This is a genomic window from Microbacterium meiriae (assembly GCF_032364335.1).
Lineage (GTDB): Bacteria > Actinomycetota > Actinomycetes > Actinomycetales > Microbacteriaceae > Microbacterium > Microbacterium meiriae.
On sequence record NZ_CP133984.1, the window covers coordinates 2,146,002 to 2,158,351 of the forward strand.

The 12,350-nt window shown below is 70.9% G+C and carries 9 protein-coding genes; 1 reads left to right on the top strand and 8 read right to left on the bottom strand.

All coding sequences use genetic code 11. The annotated features are described in order from the left end of the window. Position 1 precedes the first annotated feature (1 nt). From RI211_RS10345 to RI211_RS10360, 4 genes are all read right to left on the bottom strand, one after another. On the bottom strand, positions 2-418 hold the full coding sequence (locus RI211_RS10345) for a DUF4233 domain-containing protein (protein WP_315637618.1): 417 nt from the start codon (positions 416-418) through the stop codon (positions 2-4). Further along, the gene (locus tag RI211_RS10350; RefSeq protein WP_315637617.1) at positions 415-1,767 is read right to left on the bottom strand and encodes a bifunctional folylpolyglutamate synthase/dihydrofolate synthase; all 1,353 of its coding nucleotides are present in this window, start codon (positions 1,765-1,767) and stop codon (positions 415-417) included. The genes RI211_RS10345 and RI211_RS10350 overlap by 4 nt, the downstream gene beginning before the upstream one ends. Continuing rightward, positions 1,764-5,186, bottom strand: coding sequence for an isoleucine--tRNA ligase (gene ileS / locus RI211_RS10355; RefSeq protein WP_315637616.1), 3,423 nt, complete (start codon positions 5,184-5,186; stop codon positions 1,764-1,766). Before ileS ends, RI211_RS10350 begins: the two co-directional genes overlap by 4 nt. Positions 5,187-5,498: 312 nt before the next feature. Then, the gene (locus tag RI211_RS10360; RefSeq protein WP_315637615.1) at positions 5,499-6,350 is read right to left on the bottom strand and encodes an endonuclease domain-containing protein; all 852 of its coding nucleotides are present in this window, start codon (positions 6,348-6,350) and stop codon (positions 5,499-5,501) included. Between the two features lie 387 nt (positions 6,351-6,737). On the opposite strand from RI211_RS10360, the gene RI211_RS10365 reads away from it, so the two are divergent. Further along, positions 6,738-7,379 (top strand): pentapeptide repeat-containing protein, encoded by a 642-nt coding sequence (locus tag RI211_RS10365; RefSeq protein WP_315637614.1) that lies wholly within the window; start codon positions 6,738-6,740, stop codon positions 7,377-7,379. On the opposite strand, the gene RI211_RS10370 is transcribed toward RI211_RS10365, so the two are convergent. The 4 genes from RI211_RS10370 to RI211_RS10385 are packed head-to-tail and all read right to left on the bottom strand — an operon-like array spanning position 7,369 to position 12,287. Continuing rightward, the gene (locus RI211_RS10370; RefSeq protein WP_315637613.1) at positions 7,369-8,877 is read right to left on the bottom strand and encodes an ATP-binding cassette domain-containing protein; all 1,509 of its coding nucleotides are present in this window, start codon (positions 8,875-8,877) and stop codon (positions 7,369-7,371) included. The two genes, RI211_RS10365 and RI211_RS10370, sit on opposite strands and share 11 nt — an antisense overlap. Further along, entirely contained in the window at positions 8,874-9,686 is an 813-nt protein-coding gene (locus tag RI211_RS10375) for an ABC transporter permease (RefSeq protein WP_187661710.1), read from the bottom strand. Before RI211_RS10375 ends, RI211_RS10370 begins: the two co-directional genes overlap by 4 nt. After that, a complete protein-coding gene (locus tag RI211_RS10380; protein ID WP_315637612.1) occupies positions 9,683-10,627 on the bottom strand; it encodes an ABC transporter permease in 945 nt (314 codons plus the stop codon). The genes RI211_RS10375 and RI211_RS10380 overlap by 4 nt, the downstream gene beginning before the upstream one ends. 46 nt (positions 10,628-10,673) lie before the next feature. Then, the gene (locus RI211_RS10385) at positions 10,674-12,287 is read right to left on the bottom strand and encodes an ABC transporter substrate-binding protein (RefSeq protein ID WP_315637611.1); all 1,614 of its coding nucleotides are present in this window, start codon (positions 12,285-12,287) and stop codon (positions 10,674-10,676) included. Positions 12,288-12,350 lie beyond the last annotated feature (63 nt).

Consider the following 12,350-nt stretch of genomic DNA (forward strand, 5'->3'; position numbering starts at 1 on the left):
GTCATTCACTCTCTGTGTCTGCGTTCTGCGCGGTCGGAGCCCCGCTCGGGCGTCGTGCGTCCAGGCGGGCCCCCATGATGGTCGCATACGCCCACATGCCGCCGAAAATCAGGACGACGAGGAGCACGGCGGGGACCGCGATGGCCGAGAGGGCCACGACGATCTGCACGATCCAGCCGGCGGCGATCGCCCACGGCTTCGTGATCATGCCGGCGATGACGACGCAGGCCACCGCGACGACGGCACCGCCCACGATCCCCCACCACTGCTCGATGCCCGCCGGAAGCGTCTTCAAGCCGAAGATGGTGAGGCCGACGAGGAAGACGACGATCGCCTCGAAGCCGAGCACCACCGGGGCGAGCTTCTGGACGAGGGTGCGGGGGGCTCGGGGCCGACGCGGGGCAGCGGAGGCGCTCACGCGCGCCACCCCGACTTCCAGTCCTCCTCCTCGGAGAGCGCGATCGCCTCTCCGGCGAGGACGACGGAGCCGGCGATGACCACGGCCCGACGATCCGACGAGGCCGCCCACTCCCGCGCCGCGTCCGCGGCATCCGCGAGCGACGGGTGCACGGTGGCGCGCTGTCCGGCCTGTTCGACGAGGTCGGCGATGAGGTCGGCATCGCTGGCGCGGTCGGACTCCGGCGCGGTCGCGAACACGTGCGCGGCGGCGGGCGCGAGGCGCGCGACGATGCCTGCGGCGTCCTTGTCCGCGAGGACGCCGAGCACGAGTCCCCACTCGTCGAAGTCGAAGCTGTCCTCCAGCGCCTGGGCGAGCGCTGCGGCGCCGTGCGGATTGTGCGCGGCGTCGACGATGACGGTGGGCGCGATGCCGAGGAGCTGCAGACGGCCGGGAGACGTGCTGCCCTGCAGGCCGTCCGAGATCACTCCGCCCGCGATGGCCTGGCCGGCCCCGCCGATCAGCGACTCGACGGCGGCGACGGCGAGGGCCGCATTGTGACCCTGGTGCGCGCCGTACAGCGGCAGGTACTCCTCCTCATACTGCCCGGCGAGGCCGCGGATGGTGAGGAGCTGACCGCCGACGGCGAGCTTCTGCTCGGAGAGCCCGAAGTCCTCGCCCTCGAAGGCGATGGTGGCATGACGCTCCGCGGCCACGCGACGCAGGACCTCGGCGGCTTCAGCCGGCTGCTGGGCGGAGACGACGGCAGCGCCTTCTTTGATGATGCCGGCCTTGACCTGGGCGATCTCCGCGATCGTGCTTCCCAGGCGGTCCGCGTGGTCGATGTCGATCGGAGCGAACACCGCCACGTCACCGTCCGCGGTGTTCGTGGAGTCCCACTCCCCTCCCATGCCGACCTCGAGCACGAGCACGTCGACGGGGGCATCGGCGACGGCGACGAAGGCGAGGACCGTGAGCAGCTCGAAGAACGTCAGCGGGGACTCCCCCGCCGCCTCGAGCTCGGCGTCGACGATCGCCACGAACGGCTCGATCTCGTCCCAGGCGTCGGCCACGGCCTCGTCGGCGATCGGCTCACCGTCGATCATGATGCGCTCGGTGAAGCGCTCCAGGTGCGGACTCGTGAACAGCCCGGTGCGCAGGTCATGGGCGCGCAGCAGGCTCTCGATCATGCGCGCGGTCGACGTCTTGCCGTTGGTGCCGGTGATGTGGATGACGCGGTAGGTGCGCTGCGGGTCGTCGAGGTACTCGAGGATGCGGGCCGTGCGCTCCTTGCGCGGCTGCACCCAGCGTTCCCCGGCACGGCTCAGCAGCGTCTCATAGACGGCGTCGGCCCGGTCTCTCGCACTCATGCGCCCACCTTCTCCAGGTTCGTGTCGATCGTGACGAGGAGCGGTGCCTTCCCGGCCCCGAGGGCCTTCGCCCCGCTCCGATGCACGCCGTCTCCGGGGCTCGTGACCTCGTCGACGAGCCGGTCGAGGTCATCGGTCGGCTGCACGGCGAAGGCCACGGCGAGCGTCTCGGCGGCGATGAGGTCGGCGTGGGTCTCCAGCGCCGCCGCCTCCGCGGGGGCGGCGTTGAGCGCCAGCACGATCCGGTCGCTGACGTCGAGGCCCGCGTTCTTGCGCGCCTCCTGCACGACGCGGATGGCGTCGCGGGCGATGCCCTCGGCCTCCAGCTCGGGCGTCGTGTCGGTGTCGAGCAGGACGAACCCGCCGGACGGGACGATGGCCAGGGCCTCCCCCTCGGGGCGACCCGTGGTCTCCAGCACGAGATCGTACTCCGCGGGCTCCAGCGCGATGCCGCCGGCGGTGACGACGCCGTCGGTCTCGGACCAGTCACCCGAGCGCGCGGCCTGGATGGCCTTCTGCACGTCCTTGCCGAGGCGCGGACCCGCCGCGCGGGCGTTCACGCTCAGCCGGTGGCTGATGCCGTACTCCCCTGCCGCCTCGTCGGTCAGCGGGACGAGCTCGACGGTCTTCACGTTGAGCTCCTCGCGGAGGATGTCCTCGAACTGGCCGAGGTCGGCCGCGAGCGGAGAGACCACCGTGAGCCGTGCGAGCGGCAGGCGCACGCGCAGCTTCTCCTTCTTGCGCAGCGCGTTGCCGACGCTCGACAGCTCACGGACGGCGTCCATGGCGTCGCGGATCTCATCGGCCGCCGGGAACTGCTCCGCATCCGGCCAGTCCTGCAGGTGCACGCTGCGCCCGCCGGTGAGGCCCTGCCACACGCGCTCGCTGATGAGCGGGACGAGCGGCGCGGCCACGCGGCACAGCGTCTCCAGCACGGTGTAGAGCGTGTCGAAGGCCTCGCGGCTCTTCGGGTCGTCCGTCACGCCCACCCAGAACCGGTCGCGCGAACGACGGATGTACCAGTTCGTCAGCACCTCGGCGAAGTCCCGGAGCCGCGCGGACGCGGTGGTCGAGTCCAGACCCTCCAGGTCGGCGCGGACCTCGCGGACGAGATCGCCCAGTCGCGCGAGGATGTACCGGTCGAGGACATCCGTCGAGTCGGTGCGCCACGACGCCTCGTACCCGCCTCCCTGGGTTGCTGAGCCTGTCGAAGCATTCGCGTACGTCGCGAAGAAGTACCACGAGTTCCACAGCGGCAGCAGGAACTCGCGCACGCCGGAACGGATGCCCTCCTCGGTGACGATGAGGTTCCCGCCGCGGAGCACCGCGCTGGACATGAGGAACCAGCGCATGGCGTCGGACCCGTCGCGGTCCAGCACCTCGGACACATCCGGGTAGTTCCGCAGCGACTTCGACATCTTGTAGCCGTCGCTGCCGAGCACGATGCCGTGGCAGCTGACGCCCGTGAACGCCGGGCGGTTGAACAGCGCCGTCGAGAGCACGTGCATGACGTAGAACCAGCCGCGGGTCTGACCGATGTACTCCACGATGAAGTCCGCCGGAGAGTGCGAGTCGAACCACTCCTGGTTCTCGAACGGATAGTGCACCTGGGCGTAGGGCATCGATCCGGAGTCGAACCACACGTCGAAGACGTCGCCGATGCGCCGCATCGTGCTCTTGCCGGTGGGGTCGTCAGGATTGGGCCTCGTCAGGTCGTCGATGTACGGGCGGTGCAGGTCCACCTCGCCCTCGGGGTTTCGGGGCAGCGTGCCGAAGTCACGCTCCAACTCCTCCAGCGAGCCGTAGGCGTCGACGCGCGGGTACTCCGGGTCGTCGCTCTTCCAGATCGGGATGGGCGAGCCCCAGTACCGGTTGCGGCTGATCGACCAGTCGCGGGCACCCTCGAGCCACTTGCCGAACTGCCCCTCCTTCACGTTCTCCGGCACCCAGGTGATCTGCTCGTTGTTCGCGAGGAGGTCGTCCTTGATGTCGGTGACCCGGATGAACCAGCTCGACACCGCCTTGTAGATCAGGGGGTTCCGGCAGCGCCAGCAGTGCGGGTAGGAGTGCTCGTAGCTCTGCAGCCGGACCAGGCGGCCGTTGTCGCGGATGATGCGCACGAGCGGCGTGTTCGCGTCCATCCACAGCTCGCCAGCGACATCGGTGACGTTCGGGAGGAAGCGGCCGCCGTCGTCGAGGGACAGGATCGTGGGGATGCCGGCCGCTCCGGCGACGCGCTGGTCGTCCTCACCGTAGGCGGGTGCCTGGTGGACGATGCCGGTGCCGTCGGTCGTGGTGACGTAGTCGTCGACGAGGATGCGCCAGGCGTTCCCGGTGCCGTAGGTCTCCTCGTCCGCGTAGTAGTCGAACAGACGGTCGTAGGTGACGTCGGCAAGATCTGCGCCGCGGAGCGTGGCGTCGACCGCGGCGAGCGCGTCCTCCGGGCTCTCGTAGCCGAGATCCTTGGCATAGCCGCCGAGCAGGTCCTTCGCGAGCAGGTAGCGGTGCGCGGAGGCCTCAACCGCGAGCTGGTCTGCCGACGGAGCGGCACGGCCCTGGTGCACGTCGGAGGCGCCGGCGGGACCGGCGGGCAGCACGACGTACTCGATGTCCGGGCCCACGGCGAGCGCGAGGTTGGTCGGCAGGGTCCACGGGGTCGTCGTCCAGGCGAGGGCACGCACCCCGGTGAGGCCCAGCGCCTCGGCCTTCGCGCCGGTGAGCGGGAAGGTGACCGTGACCGACGGGTCCTGTCGCATCTGGTAGACGTCGTCGTCCATGCGGAGCTCGTGGGCGGACAGCGGCGTCTCATCGCGCCAGCAGTACGGGAGGACGCGGTAGCCCTCGTAGGCGAGTCCCTTGTCGTACAGGGTCTTGAAGGCCCACAGCACGCTCTCCATGTAGCCGAGGTCGAGCGTCTTGTAGCCGCGCTCGAAGTCCACCCACCGGGCCTGGCGGGTGACGTAGTCCTCCCACTCCCGCGTGTACTTCAGGACCGAGGAGCGTGCCTTCTCGTTGAAGACGTCGATCCCCATCTCCTCGATCTCGCTCTTCTCGGTGATCCCGAGCTGCTTCATCGCCTCCAGCTCGGCCGGAAGCCCGTGCGTGTCCCACCCGAAGACGCGGTCGACCTTGTGGCCGATCATGGTCTGGAAGCGCGGGAACACGTCCTTCGCGTAGCCCGTCAGGAGGTGGCCGTAGTGCGGCAGACCGTTCGCGAACGGAGGGCCGTCGTAGAACACCCACTCGGCGGCACCCTCGCGCTGCTCGATGGAGGCGCGGAAGGTGTCATCGGTCTTCCAGAAGTCGAGCACCTCCTCCTCGATCTGCGGGAAGCGGGGGCTCGGCGCCACAGACCCCTGGGTACCTGAGCTGGTCGAAGGGTCGGCAGCGGGGCCGAAGGAGGAGCGCGGGTAGGTCATGGTCTCTCGCAGTGGTCGTCGTGGCGGATGCTGCTGCGAGGACGATCCTCGCGGACCGCGGTACCACCTCGCGTGCCCCTGCGTCCCCTCGACAAGCTCAGAGACCCACGGACCACTCTCACTGCGGCTGTGACGGGCCTGCCCCGCTCGGTTCTACTGAGTCCGTCGCCGGACCGTTCTTCCGAGAGCTCCCCGGTGATGGCCGGATCGATGCTCGTGTGCCCATTGTACGCGTGCTCCTCCCCCCGCGGATGCTCTTCGACGTCGCAGGAAGCGGAGCCATCCCTGCGACCAGGGGCGGAATCTGCGACATCACGCCGTGCGGGCACGATGCAGTCCCTGGGCGACGGCGCGCATGATGAGGTCCTGCACCGCGGGCCACTCGTCCATCACCTGGTGATAGCCGAGACGGATGACGTGGAAGCCGCGCAGCTTCAGCTCCGCATCGTGACGGTTGTCCTGGTCGCGCTGGGCTCCGACATGGGTGCCGCCGTCGATCTGCAGCACGAGCCGCTCGCCGATCAGGGCGTCCACCCGATGCCCGGCGATCCACGTCTGGAAGCGCAGCGGGAGACGGAGCCAGCGCAGTCGCACGCGCAGGTAGGTCTCGAGTCCCGCATCCGCGAACGGCAGCGCCTCGGCCAGGAGCCGCCGCCCGCGCGGTCCCCAGCGGAGGCGGAGCAGCCTCTCTCGATCGACGAGCCCCTTGTTCAATGCCGACTCCCAGGTCGCGAGCGCCTGTTCGTACGGCTCGCACGTGGACACCAGGCTCAGCACGTTCTCGATCGGGTCCTCCAGGACATCAGGATGTCGCGGGACCAGGGGCCGAGCCCAGTGCACGCGCGCCTCCGGTGGCTTCCCGCCCCTGCTGCCCGGGCTGGCGGCCAGGTGAAGGCGCGGTCTCTCGTCGTGCACCCAGATCCCGAGGCGCCGCGCCTGCGTCACGCATGTCATCAGAACACCGTGCTGCGCCGCGGTCACCCGAAGCGGATCCGCATCGGGCAGCGCCACCCACCCGACCCGCACCCGGTGGATGATCCGCTCCGCCACCGCCGTCTCGAGGTCGTACCGGCTGACCCCGCGTTCCCGGAGCCGCTCGACCCTCGCGACTCCGTCGACCTCGCGCATCGCCTGCAGCAGCCGCGCCCGCCTCATCCCGTTCATGCCCCTGATACTGCTTCCGTCCCCCTCCCTCGTTCCCTGCCTCGGCCAGCTCCTCCCATGCCCTGTGCACAACTCCCCCACTCCCCCTCCTGTGCAGCCTGAGTCCCTCTCCTCCCCGGCGCCACCCGACGTCGCAGATTCGCGCCCATGTCGGACGTTCCCGCGGAGAACCTGCGACACAGCGCGGATCAGCGAGCTCCTACAGGGCGAGTCCCAGAGCCCCGGAGCCGAGGCAGGGGCGAGGCAAGGCCGGGGTGAGGTCGCAGATCGGGACTCCCGTCGCAGGGGCTGCGAGGGAGAGTGCGAGGCAGCGAGGATCTGCGACCTCGCACCGGAGCGGGAGCACGGAGGAGCGGGGGTGTCGGAGGGAGGACATAGCCTCGGAGGATGCCGAAGTCCCCGACTGCACCCCGAGTCTCCGCGCCCGACCTGCCACTGGTGCTGGAGCCGCGCGTGGCCGCCCGCCGCGCCGATCTCCTCGCCGCCGCGCTGGAGCTGACCGGCACCGTCGATCTCTCCTACGCCACGCTCGAGCAGTGCGTGGTCCAGGCGGACGCCGACAGCATCGACCTCACCGGGGCGACGCTCCTCGACGTCGACCTCCCCGACCCGCGTATCGTGTCGCTCCGGTTGCGGAACGCGAGCATCCGTCGGCTCCGGATCACGGGCGGCCGCATCGGGACCCTCGACCTCAGCGACGCCCGCGTCGCGGAGCTCGAACTGCGGGACGTGCGCATCGACTATCTCAACCTGGGTGCCGCCCGCGCCGAGGACGTCGATGTCGTGGGATGCGCCGTCCGCACGATCGACATCCCGCAGTCGGAACTCACGCGCGTCCGGTTCCAGGCCACGCGCAGCGACGAGGTCGACCCCCGGGGCCTGCGCGCGAAAGACCTCGATCTCCGCGGCCTCGACGCGCTCTCCTACCTCGACGTCCAGAGCCTCCGCGGCGCGACCCTCTCGTCCCTGCAGGTGCAGCAGCTCGCACCGGTGATGGCGGCGGGGCTGGGCATCGTCGTCACGGACTGACGGTGCCGCTCGCGGCGAGCAGCTCCCGGGTGAACGGATGCTGCGGGGCGGCGAACACCTCAGCCGTGGGCCCCTGCTCCACGATCCGGCCGTCCTGCATGACCACCACGTCGTCCGCGACCGCGCCGACGACATCGAGGTCGTGCGAGACGAAGACCATCGTGAGCCGCCGTTCCTCCTGCACTCGCGCGAGGAGTCGGAGCACCCGCTCCCGCACCGACGGGTCGAGGGCGGAGACGGGCTCGTCCAGCACCAGGACGTCCGGGTCGGCGGCCAGGGCTCGGGCCAGAGCCGCCCGCTGCCGCTGCCCGCCCGACAGCGCCGCCGGTCGTCGTCCCGCCAGACTCTCCTCGAGCCCGACCTCGGCGAGCAGCGCACGCACCCGTGATCGACGCGCGCCGCGCGGCACGCCTCCCGCCTCCAGCGCCTCCTCCAGCGACCGCCCGACCGTCCACCGCGGGTCGAACGCCCCGAGCGGGTTCTGATGCACGAGCTGCACCCGCGGCGCCCCGGCCCAGCGCAGCTCTCCGGAGGTCGGCGTCTCGACGCCCACCATCATCCGTGCAAGGGTCGTCTTGCCCGACCCGGACTCGCCGACGATGCCCAGCGTGCGCCCGGTGGGTACCGTGAACGACGCGTCGACGACGGCCGGCACCCCGCCGAACGCCTTGGACACGCCCTCCGCGACGAGTACGGCCTCGGAGGGCGCCGCACGCTCCTCCCGTGGCTCGTGCATCGTCGCCGCGATGAGCTGCTGCGTGTAGGGGTGCTGCGGGGCAGCGAGCACCTCCGTGACCGGCCCGGATTCCACGATCCGGCCGTCCTTCATCACGAGCACCCGGTCCGCCACCCGCCGCACGGCGGCGAAATCGTGACTGATGAAGACCACGGCGGTGCCGTCGTCGACGATCTCCCGCAGGAGCACGAGGATGCGGGCCTGCACCGTCGCATCCAGGGCCGTGGTGGGTTCATCCGCGACGAGCACGGCGGGGTTCCCGGCCAGCGCCGAGGCGATGAGTGCGCGCTGCCGCAAGCCTCCGGAGAGCTCCTGCGGACGCTGCCGTGCACGGCGGTCGGGGTCGGGCATCCAGACCCGCGCGAGGAGGTCCCGGACGCGCGCGGCGACGACCGCCCGGCCGCGCGCGAGGCGGTGCAGCCGCAGCGGCTCCGCGATCTCGTCCGCGATCCGCCGCAGCGGGTCCAGCGACACCAGCGCGTCCTGGGAGACGAGGCCGATCCCGGTCCCTCGTATCCGCCGCCAGCCGCGCTCGGTCAGGGCGGCGGCGTCCACCCCGTCGATGCGGAGTCGGTCGACGGCGACATCGGCTGCCGGCGGAGTGAGGCCGAGCAGAGCGCGGGCCGAGAGCGACTTCCCGGCCCCCGACTCCCCCACGATCGCGACGCACTCGCCGGCCTCCACAGCGAACGACACGCCCTCCACGACGGGAGTCCCCGCGAAGGCGATCCGCAGCTCCTCGACCTCCAGCGCCGCACTCATGCGTCCCTCCCGTCCGCCCGAGCCCGGAGGATCCGTCCGATCACGGTCGCACACACCACCGTCAGTGTGATCGCGAGACCGGGGAAGACCGACACCCACCACGCCTGTCCGAGCACATTGCGACCGCCGGCGAGCATGAGGCCCCACTCCGGGGTCGGCTCGGACGGCCCGAGGCCCAGGAAGCTCAGTCCGGCGGCGGCGAGGATGCTCGATCCGATGCCGATGGTCGCCAGCACGCTCAGCGATCCCAGCACCCCGGGCACGACGTGGCGGCGGAACGCCCGCAGCGGCGGGACGCCCAGGATGCGGGCGGCCTCGACGTGCTCGGCCACGCGCAGCGTCCTGGTCTGCACGCGGGCGAGCCGCACGTACACGGGCGCGGCCGCCAGGGTGACCGCGATCGCGATGTTCACCGGCCCCGGTCCCAGCACGGCCACCACGACGAGCGCCACCAGGAACTCGGGGAACGCCATGAGGACGTCGTTGATGCGCATGAGCGTGACGTCGACACCGCGCGGAGACATGCCGGCGAGCGCCCCCACGAGCAGGCCGGCGGCGAGGGCGATGGCGGTGGCGAGAAGTCCGATCCCGACCGAGCGCCCCGCGCCGAACACCACGCGGGAGTACACGTCGCGGCCGCTCTGGTCGGTACCGAAGAGATGCTCGGCACTCGGCGGCAGGAGCGCGGCCCGCACCTCGGTCTGCAACGGATCGTGCGTGGCGAGCAGTCCCGGCCACAGGGCGGCGACGGCGATCACGGCCAGCACGGCTGCGGCGGACCCGAGCAGGAGCCGCTGGCCCCGACTCATACGGCGCCTCCCGACCGGGGCGCGGCGACGCGCGGGTCGATCAGCGGGTGCACGAGCTCCACCACCACGTTGATGACGACGAAGACCAGAGCGCTCAGCAGGATGATCCCGGTGAGGACCGGGAGATCCCGGTCGTTGATGGCGGCGAGGGTCACCCGCCCCAGGCCGGGGCGGGCGAACACGGTCTCGACGAGGACCGCGCCGCCGAGCACCGAGCCGGTGAGATAGGCCGCGAGGGTGACCGCCGACGCGGCGCCGTGCCGCACCCCGTGCCGCAGCGTGAACCAAGTCGGCCCCGCGCCACGCGCGCGGACCGTCTCCGCGAACGGCATCCGCTCCGCCTGCATCAACCCGTCGCGCAGCACCTGGCTCAGCAGCGCCGCCACCGGGAGGGCGAGCGTGATCGCCGGCAGCACGATGGTCGCCGGGTTGCGGGTGCCCGAGACGGGGAACCACCCCAGTCCGAACGCGAAGACGCTGAGCAGCAGCAACCCGATCCAGAACACCGGCGAGGAGAGCACCACGAGCTCGACGCCGGCGGCGATGGTGCGCCCGACACGGCCCCGCACGAAGAGGGCGACCGCGAGAGCGAGCACGACGGCGATCACCAGGGCGAGGGTGGACAGCTGCACGGTCGCCCCGAGCTGCCGTCCGATGACCTCCGACACCGGAAGCCGCAGCTGGTACGACTCGCCGAGGTCGCCGCGGGCGAGCTGCCCGATGAAGCCGACATACTGCTCCAACGGCGGACGGTCGAGGCCGAGGTCGGCGCGGATGCCGTCCTTGACGGCCTCACTCACCTGCGCCTGCGGGCCCAGCATCACCGAGACCGGGTCGCCGGGGATCACCCGGAAGGCCAGGAATGCGACGGTCGCGGCCCCCCACAGCACGATGACCACCGAGGCCACGAGCCCGAGGGCGCGGCCGAGCACCGCCTTCACGGTTCGATCACTCCGCCCGCTCCCTCGAAACGACGGCCGCCGGATGTCAGCCGAGGCTCACATCGTAGAAGAGCGGCCGCCCGTAGAGGTCGTAGTCCAGACCCTGCACGCGCTCGCCGACCGCCGTGATCGCCGAGGGGCTGTAGAGCGGGACGATGGCCGTGTACTCCGCGTTCCACTGCTGCAGCCGCGTGTAGAGCTCGTTGCGGGCGTCCTGATCACTCGACGCGACGGCCTCTTCCAGGAGCGCGTCGATCTCCGGATCGCTCACCTGCGAGGCGTTCTGGAAGCCGTCGGTGTGCAGGTGCGCACGGAGGAAGTCGGCGTCCACGCCGGAGAAGCCCCAGTCGGTGAGGTCGAACGTCTTCGGCTCGTACTGGGCGTTATAGGCGCCGGGCTCCAGCTCCTCGCGCTCCACCTCGAAGCCGATGGCCTTGAGGTCCGACTGGATCGCATTGGCCAGCGCCGCGCGGTCATCCGGGACCGGGGTCCAGGCGATCCACCGCACGGACAGGCGCTCGCCGTCCTTCATGCGGATGCCGTCCGCGTCGCGCTCCGTCCAGCCGGCCTCGTCGAGCAGGGCGTTCGCGGCATCCTGATCGAACGGCCAGGAGTCCTCCAGCGACGCGTCGTAGCCCGGGGTCGTGCTGCCGAGGACGCTCCACGCCCGCGGGAACTGCCCGAAGTAGATCTCCTCGACCGCCGCGTCGACGTCGATGCCGCGGGCGAACGCCTGCCGCACCTTCTCGTCGGCGAAGACGCCGTACTTCTCGTTCAGGTAGAGCGAGTAGGGCAGTCCCGGGTACTCCACCGAGTCGACCGTGACGCCGGCGTCGTCGAGACCGGCGACCTGGTTCGGCGGGATGTTGCTGGCGAGGTCGGCTTCGCCGCTCTCGATCACTCCGGTGCGGACCGACGCCTCCGGCTGGATCTGCACGCGTAGCGTCTCGAACGCCGGCGCCTTCGTCTCGTGCGGGCCCCAGGCGTAGTCATCGTTGCGCGTGTAGACGATCTCCTGGTCGGCGGTGTACTCGGTGAGCACGAACGGCCCGGTGCCGACCGTGACGTCGGGGCCGCCCGCCTTGAGCTTATCGGCCGACTCGGCGAGCACGGCCGGCGAGTAGAAGCCGAGCTGCGGGGTGCTGGCCGCCTGGAGGAACGGCGCATACGGCTGCGTGAACGAGACCTTGACCGTGTGGTCGTCGACGACCTCGGTGCCGGCGTAGAAGTCTGCACCGAGCATGCTCGATGCCTGCGCCGACGCCGTCTCCGGGTCGACGATGCGGTCGAAGTTCGCCTTGACGGCCTCCGCATCGAACGGCTCGCCGTCCGTGAAGGTCACGTCGTCGCGCAGCGTGAAGGTGTACTCCGTGCTGTCCGGCGAGACGTCCCAGCTCGTCGCGAGCCACGGGCTGAACGTGCCGTCGTCCTCCTGGAACACCAGGGAGTCGAGCACCGCGCGCTGCACCATGCCGGAGACGTCGAGCTGGCTCACCTGCGGGTCCATGTGCCCCGCGGACAGGTTCGCGCCCTCGATCGACCAGACGAGCTCACCGCCGTCGCTCTCCGTGGACGGGCCGGCGCACGCGGTCAGCACCAGGGCGGTGGCGGCGGCGAGCGCGGCGAGGGGAAGGAGGCGACGCACAGGGGTGGCGGGCATGAGGATTCCTCAGAACGGACGGGTCGGGATGCCTCCATCCTAGGGCGGTTTATTGGACCCGGT

Coding starts and splice junctions, on each gene's coding strand:
- RI211_RS10360 (WP_315637615.1), bottom strand. CDS start 6,350: ATGAACGGGATGAGGCGGGCGCGGCTGCTGCAGGCGATGCGCGAGGTC.
- RI211_RS10385 (WP_315637611.1), bottom strand. CDS start 12,287: ATGCCCGCCACCCCTGTGCGTCGCCTCCTTCCCCTCGCCGCGCTCGCC.
- RI211_RS10365 (WP_315637614.1), top strand. CDS start 6,738: ATGCCGAAGTCCCCGACTGCACCCCGAGTCTCCGCGCCCGACCTGCCA.
- ileS (WP_315637616.1), bottom strand. CDS start 5,186: ATGACCTACCCGCGCTCCTCCTTCGGCCCCGCTGCCGACCCTTCGACC.
- RI211_RS10375 (WP_187661710.1), bottom strand. CDS start 9,686: ATGAGTCGGGGCCAGCGGCTCCTGCTCGGGTCCGCCGCAGCCGTGCTG.
- RI211_RS10350 (WP_315637617.1), bottom strand. CDS start 1,767: ATGAGTGCGAGAGACCGGGCCGACGCCGTCTATGAGACGCTGCTGAGC.
- RI211_RS10370 (WP_315637613.1), bottom strand. CDS start 8,877: ATGAGTGCGGCGCTGGAGGTCGAGGAGCTGCGGATCGCCTTCGCGGGG.